The organism is Bacillus cereus group sp. BfR-BA-01347 (assembly GCF_022663835.1).
In the GTDB taxonomy this organism is placed as follows: domain Bacteria; phylum Bacillota; class Bacilli; order Bacillales; family Bacillaceae_G; genus Bacillus_A; species Bacillus_A thuringiensis_K.
The window spans coordinates 14,559-36,604 of record NZ_JAKUGG010000008.1; the positions used below are offsets into that span (position 1 = coordinate 14,559).

Here is a 22,046-nt window from a genome sequence, read left to right on the forward strand (position 1 = left end):
ATTTGAATAATATTAATTAATACCATCCATTATAAGAGATTTTAGTTGAATACATACTATATGGTGTGTAAAATCTAAGCAAGTAGCAGTTTAAATATAAATTCGAGGTGAATGCATGCTAGATTTTAAGCAGTTAGAAACTTGTTTAAAAGACAAGAGATTTGTAGATGGATTACAGGAAATAAATAATGAAATTGCATATATAAAAGAAACGAATACTTTATCCTATGTGAAGAATTGGCTTGCCAATATTCCTTCGCATAAGGAGTTCGATATATTAATTCGTCTTACTGATGAAGGGCTTATGCACCAATACAGTTCATTCCTCATTCGTTACGCTTATAAAAAATTCCCAAATATGAGAACGCTCTCTTTATATTGTGATGAGTTAATTGATGAGCGGAAAATTCTTGAAGCAGAGCAGCTGTTAAAAGAAACTTTAGAAGAGAGTAATAAAGAAGAAATAGATGCAGATTTTTTAGCGAAAACATATTTTACGTTAGTACGATGTCTTTTAGAAATGAAACGAAACGAAGAAGCGTTAATGTATATGCAAAAAGCAGAGGAGTACAGTACACGCGCAGTGTTTGATAAATGGGGCTACGTTTATATGCATACAGGTGAATGGGAGAAAGCGGAAGAACAATTTATTGCTGGCATGCAGCATGAAGATTGTGAAGAGTTATCTACCTATTTATTATCACAATTGTATGCGAATAAAGGAGAACAAAAACGCGCGATACAGTTAATCGATGATGCAATTGTAAAATTCCCACAAGTACCATATTTTCATTTTGAGAAGATAAAGTATTTATTAGATTTAGAGCAATATGAAGAGATGTTAGCGGTAATAGATAACATAAATACTCAGCTGCCGTATCATGCCTATAATACTTACTTTGTACATTTACGTGCAGAAGCACTGTACAAAATGAATAAATTTGCAGATTTACAAAAACTATTAAAAGAAGAAAAGAGTTTAAAAGAATCTTTATATCATAATTTAGAAAAAAATCCGGATGGAAAAAAGGTTCACTTGCCGATAGTTCCTATTGTACAAAAGGATAATTATTGTGTTCCGACAAGTTTAGAGATGATGTTGCGTATATGGGGAGAGAAACGTACACAAGATGAAATAGCAGAGTTTATTTTTGATATGACAGGTTCGAAGTTTTCAGATACTGTTTCTTATTTAGAAGAATTAGGTTATGAATATCGTTATTTTAAAGGGAATGAAGAGAATTATAAGAGACTGATTGACGAAGGAATTCCTGTTTTATTAAGTATAGATATTGAGCATGCTTCACACGTACAAGTTCTATCTGGATATGATGATACATTGCAAGCTTTCTATGTTCAAGATCCAAACTTTATAGAACCAGTTCTTGTGGAATATAGTAAATTACAAGAAAAATATCGTTATACAGGCTGTTTAGCAATCACGTTTGTTCCGAAAGAAAAGAAGGAGCAACTAGCGTTTCTAAGTGAAGAAGAAAATCGTTATTTTAAATCTATTTTTTCTCTTACGGATCATTTAGATGAACATGACAAAGAGGGGATTAGTAACTTAGTACAATTTTTAAAAGAAACGAGTGATAATCCAAATACGTGGTTATATACGATAAAGCACTTAGATGTTGAAGTAGATAAAGAATTTATTTTATATTGTATCGATAAGTTAATGGAAAAGTTTCCGAACTCGGACTTTGTTAAATTGCATGGTGCACAGTGTTTTATTCGTCTTCAAGAAGTAGAGAAAGCGGAGCAAATGCTGACAAGCGTTGAGAAGAAAAATAATCGTGCTTTATATCATTTAATAAACGGAAGATATGCTTTTGAACAGGAAAGTTATCTAGAAGCGATTTCAAGCTTTCGTTTATCGTTACAATTAGACGCAGATCAGCCTATTGCTTGGAGTTTTCTCGCTTTATCCTATATGTATATTGATCAATCTGAAAAAGCATTGCAATACTCTCAAGTTGCGTTAGAGCGTAGTCCTGAAAGGTTCACTTTAACAAATCACGGTTTAATATTAATAGATTTAGAAAGATATGAAGAAGCATATGAAATCTTTAATGACTTGTTAAAAGAGTATAAATATGAAGCGCATGTATGGTATGAACGAGCGAGATGTGCACATCAACTAGGGAAATTATATTTAGCAATAAAAGGGCTTAAAGTAGCGATTCATTTGGATAGTAATGCACCTTACATTTATACGAAACTTTCGGAAATATACGAATCTGATTTGAAGGATGAGGAAAGTGCGAAAGAAATTTTATTAAAGGGTATTGAGAATTGTGATGATAAAGCACCTCTTTACGTAAAATTAGGTGATTATCATTTTCAAAATGATAGCTTGGAAGAAGCAGAAGTATTGTATAATCGTGCTTTAGAAGAAAATGATGAGGATGTTTATTCTCACTTCGGACTTACACAAGTTTATATGGCAAGAGAACAATATAAGGAAGCAAAAGAATATATACTTGGTCTTGAGAAGCAAATTGAAAAGAGCCAAGATTTCCTCATGAATGCAGGAATGGTTTTATGGGATGCTGAAATTGAACTTGGTGGAAATGAAGAAGGGTTTAAAGTAGCACTATCTAAGTTAGAAAATGGTATAAAGAAAAGTGATTATAATGTAGCAAGTGCGTTAGATGAATATGTGAATCGAATTAAAGGAACGGAATTTGTACAACGAGGTATAGCATTTTTAAGAACGTTACACAAAGAAAGAAATGAAGTAAGTGAGTACGGTTGTTATGCAGGTATTTTATATGAATCTATTGGACAGTACGGCCAAGCGATGAAAAGATATAATAAGGCGATAGAACAAATGGAAACGGCATTACCGTATTACCGAATTGGTGAAACACTTATGGCATTAGGGCAATTGACGGAAGCAAAACAAGCGTATGAAACATGTTTAGAGCTTGATGGGAATTTCGTAGGTGTACATTTACAGCTTGCGGAAATATACGAAAAAGAAGAAAACCGTTCTAAAGAACAAAGTCATATGGTTCAGGCGATGAAAGAAGAGCCGTTGCATATTAATATGGAATATTTAGCACAGCTTTCAGTAGATATGAATCTTCAGGAAGAATTGCTGACTGAACTAGAACAATTAGCGGACGAAGTACCTGAAATATGGCGTTTAGATGCGATTGCATATGTGTACGGAGCGATGAATGAAATAGATAAAGAACAAGCACAGGTTGAATACGCACTACAATTAGATGGTGAGCATATAGAAGTTCTATATCATTATGCAAAAGTATTAGTGAAAAAAAGAAATGTAAAAGCAATTGAAGTTGCAATGAAAGTAATACAAAAAGATTTTGATAATGAACGTATATTTGATGTTTATGTAAAAGCAGTAGAGCAACATAAAAAATTGTCTAACATACGAGATTTTCTTCATACGTTAAAGGTGAAAAAAGCAGAAAGGAGTACAGCATTCATGTATGCTGCAGCTGCGGTTACGGAAATATGGATTGAACGCCAGCTGCATGAACAGCCAAAACGATCTATCATTACGAGAGCTTTTTATCGTATGAAAAATCGTGCGAAAGAAATTTCAATGGTTACTATGATAATTGATTTATATGAAATCTCTTTAAAGTTAAATCCGAAAAATAGTATGGCAGCACAGCGATTTGCGCTATTTTATGAGAATGTAGAGATGAATAAAGAAGCAATAGAGATTCTGCATACGTCACTAGAAAATAAATGGGATTATGACGTAGCGAAGCAACTTGTAAATCTTTTCGTTGAGTGCGAGGAAGAAGATATGTTAAGAGATGCTTTGGAATTAACGAAACAGATGGTTCGAGAACTACCAGATGATTATGATACTCTTCTTCTGCAAGCACAAGTATTCTTTAAAGCAGGGGAAGAAAGAAAAGCAGAAAAGATTATCTTACAATTAACAGAGCAAACACCGTTTGTAAGTAGAGCATTTCTTGCTTTAGGAGAAATATATCAAAGTCAAGAAAGGTTTGAAGAGGCAATTCATGTATTAGAAAATGCTTCTATACATCATCCAAATGAAACAGCAATTCTTCTTTCTTTAGCATCTTCATATCATGGTGCCGGCCAAACGATAAAGGCAGAAAAAATAACAAATGAAGTATTAATAATTGACGCGAGTGATTTGTTAGCAAGATATGATCGAGCTTGTTATTTAGCACAGTTAAATAGAAATGAAGAGGCGAAGGAAGAGCTTGAATTTGTCCTTCGTGAGGATGAATCGGGATTCTTTGCTGAACTTATTGAGGATGATGAAAATTTAGCAGCATTGCGAGAATTTGAAAAGTAATTGTATAAGAATAGGGAAAAAAGATAAGGATATATTTTGAATTAGTTGACAATTAGTTGCTAAATGGCATAAAATAACTTTTAACAAAGTATACAAATCTGAAGACGAGAAAGAGTAAAATAGTGAGCTGTTCTCCAGAGAGCCGGTATATTGCTGAAAGCCGGTGTGCAGACGTTATTTGAAAATCATCTCCGAGGAGCCGAGGCTGAAAGTAAGTAAGCCCGGACGGATGTCTACCGTTACAAAGAACACGTATGATAGTACGTTGCTAAGTGCTATTAGTGAAAAAGCTAATAGAATTAGGGTGGTATCGCGGGTAAACCCGTCCCTACTTTATAGGGACGGGTTTTTTGTGTGCTTTAAAATATTCAAAGGAGTGATTGTATATGGAAAAAGTAGATGTAAAAGAATCAGCTGTAGGAAGAGAAATGCGAATTCGCAAACAGTGGAACGAACAAAATATTTTCGAACAATCAATTCAGAATCGAGAAGGCGCACAGTCTTTCGTATTTTATGAAGGACCACCAACGGCGAACGGACTACCGCATGTAGGTCATGCACTTGGACGAACAATTAAAGACTTAGTAGCAAGATATAAAACGATGGCTGGTTATAAAGTGTTAAGAAAAGCGGGATGGGATACACATGGTTTACCTGTAGAATTAGGCGTTGAGAAGCAACTTGGTATTTCTGGTAAACATGAGATCGAAGAATATGGTATTGAACCATTTATTCAAAAGTGTAAAGAGAGTGTTTTCACATATGAGAAGCAGTGGCGTGAATTCACTGAAAGTATTGGTTATTGGGTAGATATGGATGATCCATATGTAACTTTAAAGAATCCATATATTGAAAGTGTATGGCATATTTTGGGGACAATCCATGAAAAAGGATTGTTATATAAAGGATATAGAGTTTCACCATACTGCCCAAGCTGTCAAACCTCATTGAGCTCACATGAGGTTGCACAAGGGTATAAAACAGTAAAAGATTTAAGTGCAACTGTGAAGTTTAAAGTGAAAGATAGTGAAAATGAGTATTTCTTAGGTTGGACAACGACACCTTGGACACTTCCAGCAAACGTTGCGCTTGCTGTCCATCCAAATATGGAATACGTTAAAGCAAAACAAGAAGGTCATGTATACATTGTTGCGAAAGAACGTGTACAAGAAGTATTAAAAGAGAATTATGAAGTATTATCTGTTCATAAAGGCGAAGAATTATTAAACACATCTTATACAGCGCCATTTCCGATGAAAGAAGTTACAAATGGTTACCGCGTTATCTCAGCAGATTTTGTAACGGCAGATAGTGGTACAGGACTTGTTCATATTGCTCCAGCATATGGAGAGGACGATTATAGAGTCGTTCAAAGTGAAGGATTGTCATTCTTGCACGTTGTAGATGAAAAAGGTGAGTATACAGAAGCAGTACCATTTTTGAAAGGGAAATTTGTAAAAGATTGTGACGTGGATATCGTTCGTTATTTAGCGAAGGAAGGTTTACTGTATCATAAAGAAAAATATGAACATAGCTATCCGCATTGCTGGCGTTGTGATTCACCACTACTTTATTATGCAGGAGAAAGTTGGTTAATCCGAACAACTGCAATTAAAGATACATTTTTACAAAATAATGATTCTGTTACTTGGTATCCGGATTATATGAAACATGGACGTTTTGGTAAGTTTTTAGAAAATATGGTGGACTGGAATATTAGCCGAAATAGATATTGGGGAACACCATTAAACGTGTGGGAATGTGAAAGTTGTAATCATCAGTTCGCACCGAAAAGCATTGCCGAATTAAGAAAGCATAGTAAGAAAGAAACACCGGAAGATTTGGAGTTGCATAAGCCGTATGTAGATGAAGTGCAAGTCTGCTGCGGGAAATGCGGAGGCACAATGAATCGTACACCAGAAGTGATTGATGTTTGGTTTGATAGTGGTTCTATGCCATTTGCACAATATCATTACCCATTTGAAAATAAAGAGTTATTTGAAGAGCAGTTTCCAGCGGATGTTATTGCAGAAGGAATTGATCAAACACGCGGCTGGTTTTATAGTTTATTAGCAGTATCAGCACTATATACAGGAAAAGTACCGTATAAACGAGTGTTATCACTAGGGCATGTTTTAGATGAAGAAGGGCAGAAAATGTCTAAAAGCAAAGGAAATGCACTTGATCCAGTTGATTTAGTAGATAAGTTTGGTGCAGATGCGCTAAGATGGGCTTTACTTGTTGATAGTGCCCCGTGGAATGCGAAGCGTTTTTCTGAAAGAACAGTACTGGAAGCGAAATCAAAATTTGTAGATACATTAGTCAATGTGTATAGCTTCTACGTTTTATATGCAAATTTAGATGAGTATAATCCGAAAGAAACGTATGATGTAAAGCTTACAAAATTAGACGAATGGGTATTATCAAGATTGCATAGTACAACGAAAAAAGTGAGAACTGCACTTGATGATTATCAATTTACGAATGCAGCTCGTGAAATTGCAACACTTGTAGATGAAGTGAGTAACTGGTATGTAAGACGCTCACGTAATCGTTTCTGGGAATCTGGTATGAACGCTGAGAAAGCAGCTGCGTATGAGACACTTCATGAAGTGCTTGTAACAATTAGTAAATTAATTGCACCATTTACACCGTTTGTTGCGGAAGACATTCATCTGAATTTAGAAGGAAGCAGCGTTCATTTAGCCGATTATCCAGTTGTAAATGAATCACTACTTCAACCGAAATTAGAAGCGGAAATGGATGCTGTTTTACAAGTTGTTGAACTTGGAAGAAGTAACCGTAATCAGCATTCTTTAAAAGTAAAACAGCCGCTAGCAGAACTTGTATTACTTGAGCATAACGAGAATGATATGGATTGGGGATCTTATCGTGATATCGTTATGGATGAGTTAAATGTAAAAGCGTTCCATGTTGAACTCGATGAAACAAAATACACATCATATCAATTGAAGCTTAATTTTAAAACAGCGGGGCCAAAATTCGGTAAAAATGTGAATGCAGTGAATGGTTGGCTAAAACAATTATCACAAGAAGAAGTACAAAACTTTGTATCAACAGGAAGAGCAGTTTACGAAGCAACACTAGGAGAAGAAGTAGTTGTAACTGCTGACGATGTGTTAGTTGAGAAAGTTGCAAAATCAGGATTCTCTAATACGACTAACGGACAATATACAGTTATGTTAGATACGAATGTAACGGAAGAATTGTTACAAGAAGGAGTAGCGCGTGAATTCATTCGTGCGGTTCAAGAATATCGTAAACAGTTGAATTTACCAGTTAATTTACGAGTCGATATTATTCTTGATACAGAAGAAGAACTACAGCGAACGTTAACGAACCATAAAGATTTATTGGAAGAAAACTTACTCGTTAAACAATTTACATTTGGTAACTTAACGAACGAAGACGATGAACTTTCTTTAGGTGAAACAAAACTTAGAATTAAATTAAGTGCAGCTAATTAAAGAAAAAAGGAAGTTGGAATGATTCCAACTTCCTTTTTTGTATGATTAGAATTTATTTGACTATACATTCGATAGGACCACTAGCAATTGTCTTTTTTCATAGCGTACCGAACACAATACCGTAGAAATATATTTCTACAGTATTGTGTTCAATTCATACATAAATATTGAGAAAATTTCACTTACCCTAAATGGAAAGGTAATAGAAGTGTTCATAGAGAATTACTCGTAGATTCAATTTTTATCCATCCGTTTTGCGGGGAATGATTGCCTAGTGGTAATGGGATAAGGTTGAGCTACTTTATTAGGGGGAGTGGTTCTATGTTTAATAAAAAAATGGTGGCAATGGCAATGACTGTGCCGTTAGTAATGGGGACAATTTCTACGGTTTCGGCATTGGAAAAACAACAGCAAGTAAAGTTAGAAGCTTATTCACCGCAGAAAAAAGCAACTGAATATTTAAAAGAAAATGCTGCGCAGTATGGATTGAAAACAGATCTTTCAGACTTGCAATATATTTCTACAACAGAAACATCAGTAGCTTCATATGTTAGGTTCCAACAAGTTGTTAATGGTGCACCTGTATTTTCAAAACAAATAACAGTTACGCTTAACGGAGAGGGAAAGGGAGTACTCGCTGTTTCTGATTATCAGCCTGTTACAGGTGTGAAGGAAGTAACGACAAAAATTAGTGAAAAAGATGCAATACAAAAATCAATGGCGTATGTTGGAGAAGCAAGTGAGCAAAATTTATGGGCTCCTACAGATAAAGAGTTCGGATATATTGTTGAAGAAGGAATTGCTCGTCCAGTATATAAAGTTGTAGTCCATTCTAATAATCCATTTGGTGCGTGGGAAACATTTATTGATGCAGAAAATGGAAAGTTAATTAAAAAAGTTGATATAAACCGAAAAGTAGAAGGAACAGGAAAAGTATTTTTACCTAACCCTGTCGTATCAAGCGGGAGTTTAGTGGGATTAAAAGATAATAATGATGCAGATTCTACAGCGCTAACGAATCAATTAAAAACTGTTACTTTAAAAGGCTTAGATGGGACAGGTTTTTTAATTGGAGAGTATGTAACGATTTCTTCAAAAGCGAGAACAAAATCTACAAACTTACAATTCAACTATACACGTGCAAATGATAGCTTTGAAGATGTAATGTCATATTATCATATTGATACATTGCAACGTTATATTCAAAGTCTAGGGTTTAAAAATATTAATAATCGTTCGATTAAAGTGAATGTGAATGGAACAACAGCTGATAACTCATTCTATTCACCGACAACGAAAGCTTTAACATTTGGTACTGGCGGTGTTGATGATGCAGAAGATGCTGGAATTATCGCACATGAATACGGACATTCGATCCAAGATAACCAAGTTCCTGGCTTTGGTAGTTCAACAGAAGGCGGAGCGATGGGAGAAGGATTTGGTGACTTCTTAGGTGCTACGTATGAAGATGCTGTATCGACAACAGGATATGGAAAAGCATGTGTTGGAGAGTGGGATGCGGCAGCTTACTCTAGTTCAGATCCAACGTGCTTACGCCGATTAGATACGAATAAAGCGTATCCGAAAGATATAAAAAATCAAGTACATGCTGACGGTGAAATTTGGTCACAAGGTCAATACGAAATGGCACAAGCTTTTGGCCGTGATGTAGCAACAAAAATCATTTTACAATCACACTGGTCATTAACACCAAACTCTAAATTCAGTGATGGAGCGAAAGCGATTAAGCAAGCGGATGCTCTTTTATATGGCGGACAACATGCTGCTGATATCGATCGCATTTGGGCAGCGAGAGGCATTAGTACGAATTAATATAAAAAGTCGTGGCATTTATAAGCCACGACTTTTTAATTTGCTTAAGAGCTGGTACTAGTAAGTAAAGCTATATCAATGATAGTGTGAATATATCCGTATCCCATTTACTTTTTAGCTTCTTTAAAAACAAAATGCTCTTTAAATTTTCTAGATTCAACTTTTTGACCATTTCGCATCGATCGGAATGGGTGTTCTTGCCATGTAATAATAACATCAACTTCATCTGCTTTTGTAGCAACGGGTAAATTAGCGTGTTCAAATCCAGTTTTTCCACTTGCCAAACGACTTTCCTTTAGGGAAAAGAGTTCATATTTCGTTTTCTTATTTGGTTCGTTGCGGAATACTTCGACGTTTACATTATATACTTCACTATTCCCGACATTCTTTACTGAAAAATGATATGTTTGAAATTCCTCTTTTTTAGCTTGAAGCATATTCTTGTTTGTTTTTTTCGGTTTATCAATATTCACTTGCCATTGATCAGAGTTTTGAGAGATTGGTAAAGATTTTGGTGAATAGGCATACGTTTCGTTTACTACAATTAAGCAAAACAAAAGGAGAAAGAAACTAATTGCTTTTTGCATATACACACCTCGCTTTAAAATTTTTATTAATATGCGTAAATGAATTAGTTTTTATGTAAAAATTGGAAAATATGAAAGGTGTAATTTTGTAATACATAAGAATATGTATTACAAAATTAACTTTTCACACTTTAGAAGAAGTTAGGAGTTATAAAACCAGAATGTTTCAAAAAAAGCTTGCGTTTTATAAGGAAAGGAGTTAGAATACTCTGTAAATATAAAAAGTGATGATCAGGAAAAGTACATGGTGCAAAGGTCTACAGAGAGCAGCCGGTTGCTGGGAAGGTTGCGATACCGCATGATGGAAAGACACCTGTGAGTGTTGCTTTGAACGTGATTATTAGTAAAAGCAAACGGTACCTACCGTTATCAGGGCTAAGATGGTCAGTATGACAATTTGGGTGGTACCGCGGAAAAAATCCGTCCCTATTTATAGGGGCGGATTTTTGTATTCTTTGAAAGGGGGTGAGTGACCGTGGATGATGACGATGACAACAATAACGTAAATAAATATAAAATTACTGGAGGGAAAAATAATGGATTCAATAATGAAGCGTTCACTCACAAAAGAATGTACAAAGCAAAGTGGAAAGGTTGTATTACTTCAAGGATGGGTAAAAAAGATTCGACATCTTGGAAATGTTAGTTTTTTATTATTACGGGACAGAACAGGAGTAATTCAATGTGTATTAGAAAATGAATTGGCTGGATATAAAGTTGATGTAGAAAGTGTCGTTCACGTAATTGGTGAAATAGTCGAGACATCGAAAACAGAATTGGGTGTTGAAGTACTTGCTCATGAAGTGAAAGTAATAAACGGTGCAGAGCCACTTCCATTTGAAATAAATAAAAAGAAGTTACAAGTTGGCTTAGATCAACTACTTAATGAGCGAGTAATATCATTAAGGCATGAGCGAACCGCAGCGATTTTTAAAGTAAAATCTGCACTCGTTCAGAGCTTTAGTGAAGTTCTTATAGAGAACGATTTCACACGAATATTTACGCCAAAAATTGTTTCGCAAGGGGCAGAAGGAGGAGCAAATGTTTTTAAGCTTCCATACTTCCAAAAAGAAGCTTATTTAGCACAATCACCACAGTTCTATAAGCAAATGATGGTGGCAGGTGGGTTAGAACGAGTTTTTGAAATTGCACCTGTATATAGAGCAGAACATCATAATTCTTCCCGTCATTTGAATGAATATATATCGTTAGACGTAGAGCTTGGTTTTATTCATGATTTTTATGAAGTGATGCAACTAGAAACGGATGTTTTACGATATATGTTTCAACAAGTAGCGAAAAAATGTGAAATAGAACTACAACTATTACAAATAGAAGTACCTATTATTACTGAAATACCTAAAATTACATTGTTAGAAGCACAAGAAATTTTGAAAAGTAAGTATCGTAAAGAATCTCCTGTAGGGGATTTAGATACAGAAGGTGAAAAGTTACTAGGGAAATATGTGAAGGAAATATATAATAGTGAATTTGTTTTCATTACGCATTATCCGAAAGAAGCGAGACCGATGTATACGATGCCGAATAAAGAGAATCCATCTATTACTGATTCATTCGACTTATTATATAAAGGATTAGAAATAACGTCAGGGGCACAGCGAATTCATAATTATGAAATGTTACTCGCTTCGTTTAAAGAAAAAGGATTACACCCAGATAAATTTCAATCTTATTTAAATACATTTCGATATGGTTGTCCACCACATGGAGGTTTCGGAATTGAGTTAGAAAGGGTTGTATATAAACTTTTAGAATTAACAAATGTACGAGAGGCGAGTGCTTTTCCGAGAGATTGTACTCGTCTCATACCGTAAAAAGAATCTTCGCGATTATCGCGAAGATTCTTTTTTTATAGTTCGTTTAAAAAGGTGAAAATATAGACTCTTTCTTTTTCTAATAAGCTTAGTAAAAGTCAGTTGAAATATGAACCATTTCGACAAAAAAATCAATATACCCTTGACAGTTACAAATATAACAGATATACTTCATATTAATTTCAAAAGAAAATATATTCTAAATATTAAAATGTGTTGAATAGGAGTAGTAAGGTCATGTATTTGTACAGAGAGCTATGGGTTGGTGTGACATAGTCAAATGACATCCTGAACTCGCCTAGGAGCAGTAAGGTGGAACGGAATTACATTCTTAGTAAATCTTAACGGTTAACCTTCGATATTAGGTTTGTAATCAAACGATTACTACTAAGGTGGATTCATAATGGAATCAATAAGGGTGGTACCGCGTTAAGTAAATGGCTTAGCGTCTCTTTATATAGAGATGCTAGGCCATTTTTTTATTATATGGAAGAAGAAATGGAGGGTTTATTTGAATAGGTTTATAAAATTTATTTATTTATATAAAAAGATTTAATTAGGAGGAAAATGAGATGAAACAGACGGAGCAATGGACTTCGAAATTAGGTTTTATAATGGCGGCAGCCGGATCAGCAATTGGACTTGGTGCGATATGGAAGTTCCCTTATATCGCTGGGAAGAGTGGGGGAGGAGCGTTCTTTTTAATATTTATATTATTTACTGTTTTAATTGGACTACCGCTACTTATAGCTGAATTTATGATTGGACGCAGTACGCAGAAACAAGCAGTTGGAGCATTTAAAAGCATCGCACCAAATACAGGATGGCATTGGATTGGACGCCTTGGTGTTGGAACTTGTTTTATACTACTTTCGTTTTATAGTGTTGTAGGTGGATGGGTATTAATTTATTTATTCAGAGGAATAACTGGACAACTGATTACTCCAGGACAAAATTACGGTACATTATTTACTGAAACAATTGGGAATCCTGCTTGGGCTATTATGGGACATTTCGCTTTTATGTTCATTACGATATGGGTTGTATCAAAGGGTGTACAAAACGGAATTGAAAAAGCAAGTAAATATATGTTGCCAGCATTGTTCGTTTTATTTGTCGCTCTTATTATTCGTTCGTTAACACTTGATGATGCAATGAAAGGTGTGAAGTTTTTCTTACAACCAGATTTCTCAAAGATTACTTCGGAAAGTATTTTGTTCGCAATGGGGCAATCATTCTTTGCAATTAGTATCGGGATTTCAATTATGGTTACGTATAGTTCCTATTTAAATAAAAAAGAAAGTTTACCAAAATCAGCAATAACAATTGTTGGATTAAATTTATTTGTTTCATTATTTGCAGGTCTTGCTATTTTTCCAGCCGTATTTTCATTAGGAATGGAGCCAACAGAAGGACCTGGATTACTGTTTATCGTATTACCATCTGTATTTAGTCAAATCCCATTCGGTGGATTTTTCTTAACAGTATTTCTTGCACTATTTACATTTGCGACATTAACATCAGCATTTTCTCTACTAGAAACTGTTGTTTCAGCATTAGCAAATGGTGAACAAGAAAGAAGAACGAAATTATCATGGATGATCGGCTTCTGCATTTTCTTAGTAGGTATACCATCTGCGTTATCATTTGGAGTATGGAGTGATATTACGATTTTTGGAAAGAATATTTTTGATGCAGTAGACTTTTTATCTAGTAATATATTAATGCCACTTGGAGCACTATTTATTAGTATTTTCGTTTCATTCAAAATGGAGAAGAAGGTACTAGAAGCAGAGTTTTTTGTAGGTGGAAATTATGGAAAGAAAGTATTTACTTGTTGGGTATTTTTACTTCGATTTGTAGCACCACTTGCAATAATTATCGTCTTCTTAAATGTAATAGGGATTATTTAACATTAAATGTTATAATATTCAGTAAAAAAGGGTGATGATCATAAAGAAAAATTTGATAGAAGCAGGGAAATATATGAATATTAGAGGGAAAAAGCTATACGTTGAAACACATGGAAATCCTAAAAATAAGCCAGTCTTATACTTGCATGGTGGACCAGGAGAAAGTTGTTATGATTTTTCATTTCATCAAGCGGAACGTTTAAAAGATTCTCTATATGTAATTATGATAGATCAAAGAGGTGTTTGTCGCTCAGAAGAAATTACTGAAGACGAAGCTTTTGGATTAAATGATTTGATTGAAGACTGTGAGGAATTAAAAAAAGTATTACAAATTGAGAAGTGGTCTATAATTGGACACTCTTTCGGTGGATATTTAGCATTGCTTTATGCGTCGATATATCCAAGTTCAATAGAGAAAATAATATTTGAAGGACCAACTTTTGATTTTGCATTAACAAGTAGGGCTTTGTTACAAAAGACAGGGCATTTATTAAAAAAGTATGGAAAAGAGGAAGTAGCAGAAGAGTCTCTTGCTTATTCATCTAGCAATGCTAGTTCAAAAGAGTTGTTAGAGGCTTATATAAGACTAAGCAATGAATTAGAAGAAAAAAGAATGGAGATTTACAATAATAAGGAAGATAGGACAGATGAGAGTTTATACAGTGATGAAGAGTGGGAAATATTTTCAAATCGCTCCAAAATGCACTTTGATAGATTAAAATTAGAGGGAGCATGTCATACATCATTATTATCAAAAATAAAAGATGTACAAAATCTAATGTTATTAATAGTAGGAAAACATGATGTAGTAACGTGTGAAGAACAAATTAAAACATTTAATAAAGATGCCCGAAACGGCAAGTATATCGTATTTGAAGAGAGCGGCCATTCACCTCATTATGAGGAAGCAGATAGATTTGCAGAAACAGTCATACATTTTTTGAAATGAAGAAAAGGGTGCTTCTATAAATGAGAGGCACCCTTTCTAAATTTCTGGATATGTGATTGTGATGTTAGGCCACTTACTTTGCCAATTCTTTTTTATAACTCTATTTTTGTACATATGTATACGTTTTTTGTTTCAAGAAAATGAGCTGTCGGTTTCACTTGTAGTGAAAGTACATCATTTATTCCGCATGGAGCTGTTAAAATGACCCTATTTTGTTCGTCAAGCGTAACTCCTAAAGCGGTTGCTGTTTCAGGAAATTTAGAAATAGCATCACCAGAAGAAGAATATGGTGGCATATTATTCACTACATGCATACGAGCTTGATTTTTTACAGACCAAGGGATAGTAGCATCAATATTCATTAATTTCGTTTCTAATGATTGTTCGTATATCTCATCTTGATGTAGACTATCATAATAAATCATATCAACATCAGGCATAGCCGTTTTCGCTTCATAGTCATGTAAAGTATCCCAAATTTTAGAACGAACAAATCCAGCACAAATCCACCAATCAGGTAGCTCTAGTGATTTTGCCATTTGTAATACATTCATCATCCATTCGTCGTTTTCTATTAAGCGAATTATATCTTTCTCTGTTTTGATCTTCATTGATAAATTCACCTTTCTAGTAAATTAATGCATCAGTTCAATAATCCATAAAATCCAGTAAGCACCTGGTACAAATAGCAGTTGTGCTAATAATGTGCCGAGAAGTCTAGAAATCATTAGCCAACCATACATTTTACTCATAGATTCAGCACCGCTTTCTGATTGTAGAGCACGTTCTGTTAAAAGAGCAATGCGTGGATCGAGTAATACAGTTAATAAAATAGTGGCGAAACCATTTACAAGGCCAGAAGCTGTACTTGCATTTGTTGCATAATCTGGATTTAAAAAAGAAGCGTAAAGGGCTGAAAGTACCCCTGCTGTATAAATAGCAGTAGCAAACATGTTAATAAGCATAATACGCTTTGGAATACCACCGATACGCAGTCTATGAATCATTTCTAACTTTGGAAAACGGACATATTTTTTTGTGTACTTTAATTTTTGAATGTTATTCGTTTTCATCATTCGAATGAAAGAACCGTCTGTTTCAAAGTTTTGAATGACATATCCAAATAATTTTGTCAAAGTTGGATAAAGAATGATCGCGATTAATGTACCGATAGAAGCCGATAATAGTACGAGTCGTATAATATGCTCTAAATTAATAGAAGAATCTAGTTTTGCTTCATCGACAATACCACCGATTAAAAAGGCTTGTAGTAAGTTTGATGTTCTTGAAATAAGTAACACCATTCCTACAACAGACAAGGCAACCGCAATCTTCTTTAAACGTACTCCAGCTAATCGAATACTATAAGAGCTTGTTTCAACTGCGTGAATCACAATTGTGAAAGCCATTATAAAAATTAACGTAATTGACATTTGTTTCACCAGTTTCTATTAAAATAATTGTAACTTTTTTACTTTATCATATCTATCGTATTTTGTAACTGAAAGTATGTGACATATGGAAATTGATTTTTCGAAAAATAGATAATGATAGTATAATAGGGAGAAGTGGAAGAGATGTTAGCACTTATTTATACCGTAAATTAAGTGGAGGAATGAAGCATGTATAAAACATTTCTATTTGATTTAGATGGAACTTTAACGGATCCGAAAGAAGGGATTGTAAACTCGGTTTTATATGCATTAAAAAAAGTAGGAATTGAAGAAGTACATATAAGTGAGCTAGATTCATTTATAGGTCCTCCTATTCAGCAATCATTCATAGAGAGATATAATATGAGTGAAGGAGAGGTTGAGCGTGCTGTTTTTTACTTCCGTGAGTATTTAAAGCAGCGTGGATTGTTTGAAAATAATGTATACGAGGGGATTCTGAAGCTCTTGCAACAATTAAAAAGTTCAGGGAATCGCATATTCGTAGCAACTTCAAAGCCCACTGTATTTGCGAAACAAGTTATAGAGCATTTTCAATTAACGAATTATTTCGAAGACATCATTGGAAGTAATTTAGATGGTACGAGAATAAAAAAAGAAGAAATAATTGCTCATATTTTACAAACACATGAAGAACTAAATAAAGAAGAAATGATAATGATTGGTGATAGAAAGCACGATATAATAGGTGCAAATCAGAATGGAATTGCTTCAATTGGTGTTTTATATGGCTATGGCTGTGAAAAAGAACTGACTGAAGTTAGTGCGACCTACATAGTGAAAGATGTTGAAGAACTGTATCATTTTTGTGTAGAGAAAAATTTAATACAGCAGTAAATATAGATTCTAGCAATCCCTTTATAACGTATGACGATGAATTCGTTTCTGTTTAAAGGGATTTTTCATATGTAATCGAATAATTATAATTAGACATTTTTAGCATAAAAATTTGTATGAATAAGAGGAGGGATGTCAGAATTAAAAGGTTAGTAGAAATTTATCAATAAAATTTAGAATATTCTGTTTAATGGAGGGGTAAAATTGGAGTTAGTTATTATATTATTAGCACTAAGTTTACTTATGTTCGTAGCATACAGAGGTTTTTCTGTTATTTTATTCGCGCCGATATTTGCATTATTTGCAGTATTTTTGACAGAACCTAGTTATGTATTACCTTTCTTTTCTAATATCTTTATGGAGAAAATGGTTGGATTTATAAAATTATATTTTCCTGTGTTTTTATTAGGAGCAATATTTGGAAAAGTAGTGGAAATGTCAGGAATTGCAGATTCTATCGCAAAAACAATTATTGAGTTAGTTGGTGAAAAACGTACTATATTAGCGATTGTATTAATGGGGGCTATTTTAACGTATAGTGGTGTTAGTGTGTATGTAGTAGTGTTTGCTGTTTATCCGTTCGCAGCTAAGTTGTTTCGACAAGCTAATATTCCAAAGCGTTTAATCCCTGGAACGATTGTTCTTGGAGCAGTAACGTTTACAATGGATGCGCTACCTGGATCACCACAAATTCAAAATGTAATACCTACAACATTTTTTAAAACGGATATTTATGCTGCACCGATACTTGGGATTGTAGGAGCAATTTTTGTTCTTACATTAGGTTTACTATATTTAGAGAGTAGACGTAAGAAGGCAAAAGCAGCAGGTGAAGGATACTTTGGTTTTAATGATGGAAATACTGAAATGGCAGCATCTGTGCAATTAGAACAAAAAAATATGCCATTAATTAATAACATTGAAATTACAAGAGCACAACAACTTATTGCATTTATACCACTTATTTTAGTAGGTGTAATGAATAAAGTGTTTACTATTATGATACCGAAGTGGTATCCAAGCGGTTTTGATTTTTCTGCAATTGGTATGAAAGCATTTGGAAAAGTAGAATTAAGTGCAGTAGTAGGAATTTGGTCTGTAGAATTGGCACTTATTATAGGGATCTTAACAACGTTATTATTATATTGGAAGCGAGTAGTAACAGGTTTCCAAGCTGGATTGAATACAAGTATTGGTGGAGCGCTACTTGCAACGATGAATACAGGAGCTGAGTTTGGATTCGGTGGTGTCATTGCAGCACTTCCAGGCTTCGCAATTATGAGAGATGGCATCTCTGCTACTTTCACAAATCCGTTAGTGAATGGTGCAGTAACGACGAATATTTTAGCTGGAATTACAGGCTCGGCATCAGAAGGAATGGGAATAGTATTAAGCGCAATGGGAGATAAATTTATTGCAGCGGCCAATCAATTTGATATTCCATTAGAAGTTATGCACCGTATCGTATCAATGGCATCAGGAGGAATGGATACACTACCACATAACGGGGCTATTATTACTATTCTTACAGTAACGGGATTAACACATAAACAGTCATATAAAGATATATTTGCTATTACTATTTTGAAAACGGTTGCTGTATTTTTAGTTATCGCATTCTATACTTTAACAGGACTCTATTAAAAAATTTGAATCGTAAAGATTCATCAAATCGATAATTTATATTATAAAATATTAATTAGGATAAGAAGGGGTGGGGGACTTGCAAGAGGTTTCTGAGTTTCGTATGCCAAAGTCGGTATTATATGGAAGGAATTCGCTTGAAAAACTGGGAGAACAATCAAAAAAGTTAGGGAAAAGAGCTTTTATAGTTACTGATACAATTATGGAGAAATTAGGATATGTTGAAAAGTGTATGCAACAACTAAATAAGAAAGGTATTACTGTTAGTACATATAATAAAGTGGATGCTGAGCCTACAAATATACACGTATTAGAAGCGTTATCTCTTTGTAAAGAGGAAAAGTGCGATTTTATTATTGGTATTGGTGGTGGAAGTTGTATTGATGCTGCGAAAGCAGTAGCGGTTTTATATACAAATGGTGGAGAAGTTGAGGATTATGTCCAAAAGGATATTGAAATAGAAAACAATCCACTACCACTTATTGCAATTCCAACAACTTCTGGTACTGGTTCGGAAGTTACAAGTGTAGCAGTAATTACGAATAAAAAAACAGATGTAAAAATGATGATGAAGCATCCTAGTTTTATACCGAAAGTAGCAATTATAGATCCAGTTTTGACAAGTTCGTTACCACCACAAATTACGGCAGCAACAGGAATAGATGCGTTATGTCATGCGATTGAAGCTTATATTTCTAAATTTTCACAACCACTTACAGATGTACTTGCTCTTTCAGCTATTGAAAGTATTATGAAATATTTACGTATAGCATATGAAGATGGACGTAATATGGAGGCAAGAGAAGCGATGATGATTGCTTCCTTACAAGCTGGAATTGCATTTTCTAATGCATCAGTTACATTAGTTCATGGAATGTCAAGGCCAGTGGGAGCATTATTTCATGTACCGCATGGAATATCAAATGCCATACTATTACCTACAGTGTTAGAGTTTACGAAAACAAGTGCAGTGAAAAGGTTAGCAAAAATTGGACGTAACTTAAATAAGGATTTGTATTCGAATTCTGATGAGGAAGTAGCAGACTATACGCTTTGGGAAATAAAAAAGCTTTGCTATGATCTTCGTATTCCAAATTTAAAAGAATACGGAATCGATGAAATTGAATTTGAAAATGCTATCTCTAAAATGGCATCAGATGCAATTGAAAGTGGTAGCCCAGCTAATAACCCACGTGTTCCATCATATGATGAAATCAAAGAGTTGTATCGAGAGTGTTTTAATTATAAGTATAAAGAATTTATAAAAATATCAGATCATTAATTTCAGAATATTCTATAAAAATTTCCTTGGAAATGAAAGTACAATTATTCTATATTTACGTTAAAACAAGACCTTATATTCCAAACTTAAAGTCTTGTTTTATTGTGTATAATATACATAATAAAATGTTGTTATTAGTTTTATAAAAAAGTTTAGGTAGGTGTTGTTTATATGAAAACGATAGGTCTTATAGGTGGTATGAGTTGGGAATCAACTTCAGAATATTATCGAATTATTAATGAAGAAATAAAAGAGAGATTAGGAGGGCTACATTCAGCAAAATGTTTGATTAATAGTGTGGATTTTGAAGAGATTGAACGATGTCAGTCTAGCGGAGATTGGGATGGTGCTGGAGAAATTCTAGGGAATGCGGCATATTCATTACAAAAGGGAGGAGCAGACTTTATAATTATTTGTACAAATACAATGCATAAGGTAGTTGGAAAAATAAAGGCGAAAATTGATATTCCAGTCTTACATATTGCTGATGCAACTGCAAAAGAAATTAAAAGAAAAGACATTCAAAAGGTTGGTCTGCTTGGAACTAAATATACAATGGAGCAAGATTTCTATAAGTCACGTATAGAAGAAAATAATATAAAAGTAATAGTACCATCAGAAAAAAATAGAAAAGAAATAAATAAAGTAATATATACAGAATTATGTTTAGGAAAAATAGTATCTCAATCTAGAGAATATTATAAAAGAGTCATCGAAGAGTTAGTGCAAAAAGGAGCACAGGGAATCATATTAGGTTGTACAGAAATAGGATTATTAATAAAGCAAGAAAACGTATCTGTCCCGATATTTGATACAACTCATATACATGCAATTGAAGCAGTCAAGGTAGCTCTAGATAGAGTATAATTATATTATGTAAACTTGATTCGTATATCTGGAAAACATTCAGAAAATATTTTATAATGTAAGTGGTTACATTTAAGGGGGAATGCGTATGTTTTCAGTTCAACCAATCGCATTTGTACATAATGAAAGAAAGGAAATAAAAGATGATGAGTGGGGGAAAGTAAGATCCCGTATAACTTTAACTGAAATGTATGCAGAAGAAAGTATACAAGGGATTGAAGATTTTTCTCATATTGAAGTTGTTTTTTATTTTCATAAAGTAACTGACGAGCAAATTCAGTATTTTGCTAGACATCCTAGAAATAATAAGGATTATCCTGAAGTAGGTATTTTTGCACAGCGCGGGAAAAATCGTCCGAATCGCATAGGTGTAACAATTGTCAAGATGATCAAAAGAGAAGGTAAATCAATTATTGTTGAGGGATTAGATGCTATTGATGGCACTCCTATATTGGATATAAAACCAATAATGAAAGGGTTTATGCCGACAGAAGAAATACACCAGCCTAAATGGGCAACGGATATAATGAGACAGTATTGGAAGGGGAATGGAGTAAAATGAGAATATATGAGGCAACAATTGCAGATTTAGATGGACTAGCATCAGTTTTTAATAACTATCGCATATTTTATAGACAAGATTCTGATTTAGAAGGGGCAAAAGTATTTTTACGAAATCGAATTGAGAGAAAAGAGTCCGTTATTTTCGTAGCAGTTGAAGACGGCGAATATATTGGGTTCACGCAACTATATCCATCATTTTCTTCCATTTCAATGAAAGAATTATGGATTTTAAATGATTTATTTGTACAAGCGGCGAAGCGTGGAGCCGGAACAGGTAAAAAATTATTAGAAGCTGCTAAAGAATACGCATTAGAAAATGGAGCAAAAGGTGTAAAATTGCAAACAGAGATTGATAATTTATCAGCACAACGATTATACGCTGAAAATGGCTATTTGAGAGATAATCGTTATTTCCATTATGAATTAACGTTTTAAATAATAATAGATTAAAAGAGGCGCTTTCATTTTGAAAACGCCT

Annotated in this window: 14 protein-coding genes, 1 pseudogene and 3 other annotated features; of the genes and pseudogenes, 12 read left to right on the top strand and 3 right to left on the bottom strand. The window is 34.0% G+C overall.

Annotation, left to right across the window (positions count from 1 at the left end):
* Positions 1-115: 115 nt before the first annotated feature.
* The 3 genes from MR143_RS13965 (at position 116) to MR143_RS13975 (ending at position 9,639) form a co-directional block, all read left to right on the top strand.
* Positions 116-4,318 carry a bacteriocin-processing peptidase family protein gene (locus tag MR143_RS13965; RefSeq protein ID WP_000883840.1) on the top strand — a complete coding sequence of 1,401 codons (4,203 nt, stop codon included), beginning with the start codon at positions 116-118 and terminating at the stop codon, positions 4,316-4,318.
* Between the two features lie 92 nt (positions 4,319-4,410).
* Positions 4,411-4,651, top strand: a binding site (T-box leader).
* A 53-nt stretch (positions 4,652-4,704) separates the two neighbouring features.
* Entirely contained in the window at positions 4,705-7,806 is a 3,102-nt protein-coding gene (gene ileS / locus MR143_RS13970; protein ID WP_000416541.1) for an isoleucine--tRNA ligase, read from the top strand.
* A gap of 321 nt (positions 7,807-8,127) precedes the next feature.
* The gene (locus MR143_RS13975; protein ID WP_000482278.1) at positions 8,128-9,639 is read left to right on the top strand and encodes a M36 family metallopeptidase; all 1,512 of its coding nucleotides are present in this window, start codon (positions 8,128-8,130) and stop codon (positions 9,637-9,639) included.
* Positions 9,640-9,746: 107 nt separating this feature from the next.
* Here the strand turns inward: MR143_RS13975 and MR143_RS13980 are convergent, their stop codons facing one another.
* Positions 9,747-10,226, bottom strand: a complete 480-nt coding sequence (locus tag MR143_RS13980; RefSeq protein WP_001167917.1) for a hypothetical protein — start codon at positions 10,224-10,226, stop codon at positions 9,747-9,749.
* A 218-nt stretch (positions 10,227-10,444) separates the two neighbouring features.
* Positions 10,445-10,657: a binding site (T-box leader), on the top strand.
* A gap of 105 nt (positions 10,658-10,762) precedes the next feature.
* Between MR143_RS13980 and aspS the strand changes: the two genes are divergently transcribed.
* From aspS to MR143_RS13995, 3 genes are all read left to right on the top strand, one after another.
* Positions 10,763-12,061, top strand: a complete 1,299-nt coding sequence (gene aspS / locus MR143_RS13985) for an aspartate--tRNA(Asn) ligase (protein ID WP_242280805.1) — start codon at positions 10,763-10,765, stop codon at positions 12,059-12,061.
* 207 nt (positions 12,062-12,268) lie between these two features.
* Positions 12,269-12,517 (top strand) — a binding site (T-box leader).
* Positions 12,518-12,633: 116 nt separating this feature from the next.
* Positions 12,634-13,974 (top strand): sodium-dependent transporter, encoded by a 1,341-nt coding sequence (locus MR143_RS13990; RefSeq protein WP_000814540.1) that lies wholly within the window; start codon positions 12,634-12,636, stop codon positions 13,972-13,974.
* Positions 13,975-14,047: 73 nt separating this feature from the next.
* The gene (locus tag MR143_RS13995) at positions 14,048-14,923 is read left to right on the top strand and encodes an alpha/beta fold hydrolase (protein ID WP_199717805.1); all 876 of its coding nucleotides are present in this window, start codon (positions 14,048-14,050) and stop codon (positions 14,921-14,923) included.
* 36 nt (positions 14,924-14,959) lie between these two features.
* Here MR143_RS13995 and MR143_RS14000 read toward each other — a convergent pair.
* Both MR143_RS14000 and MR143_RS14005 read right to left on the bottom strand, forming a co-directional pair.
* Positions 14,960-15,534 (bottom strand): annotated as a pseudogene (locus tag MR143_RS14000) (nucleotidyltransferase family protein).
* Positions 15,535-15,558: 24 nt separating this feature from the next.
* Positions 15,559-16,356: a lipid II flippase Amj family protein gene (locus tag MR143_RS14005; RefSeq protein ID WP_000028915.1), complete on the bottom strand. Its 798-nt coding sequence runs from the start codon at positions 16,354-16,356 to the stop codon at positions 15,559-15,561.
* A 189-nt stretch (positions 16,357-16,545) separates the two neighbouring features.
* On the opposite strand from MR143_RS14005, the gene MR143_RS14010 reads away from it, so the two are divergent.
* The 6 genes from MR143_RS14010 to MR143_RS14035 all read left to right on the top strand — a co-directional run bounded on the left by MR143_RS14010 (position 16,546) and on the right by MR143_RS14035 (position 22,003).
* Complete coding sequence (locus MR143_RS14010) at positions 16,546-17,211, top strand: HAD family hydrolase (RefSeq protein ID WP_000278478.1); 666 nt, start codon at positions 16,546-16,548, stop codon at positions 17,209-17,211.
* Between the two features lie 204 nt (positions 17,212-17,415).
* Entirely contained in the window at positions 17,416-18,855 is a 1,440-nt protein-coding gene (locus MR143_RS14015; protein ID WP_199717807.1) for a GntP family permease, read from the top strand.
* A 79-nt stretch (positions 18,856-18,934) separates the two neighbouring features.
* Entirely contained in the window at positions 18,935-20,137 is a 1,203-nt protein-coding gene (locus MR143_RS14020) for an iron-containing alcohol dehydrogenase (protein ID WP_001158671.1), read from the top strand.
* Positions 20,138-20,308: 171 nt separating this feature from the next.
* Complete coding sequence (locus MR143_RS14025; RefSeq protein ID WP_000848571.1) at positions 20,309-21,004, top strand: aspartate/glutamate racemase family protein; 696 nt, start codon at positions 20,309-20,311, stop codon at positions 21,002-21,004.
* An 88-nt stretch (positions 21,005-21,092) separates the two neighbouring features.
* Positions 21,093-21,566 (top strand): SAM-dependent methyltransferase, encoded by a 474-nt coding sequence (locus MR143_RS14030; protein WP_000493266.1) that lies wholly within the window; start codon positions 21,093-21,095, stop codon positions 21,564-21,566.
* Positions 21,563-22,003, top strand: a complete 441-nt coding sequence (locus MR143_RS14035) for a GNAT family N-acetyltransferase (RefSeq protein ID WP_001223853.1) — start codon at positions 21,563-21,565, stop codon at positions 22,001-22,003. Before MR143_RS14030 ends, MR143_RS14035 begins: the two co-directional genes overlap by 4 nt.
* Positions 22,004-22,046: the final 43 nt, after the last annotated feature.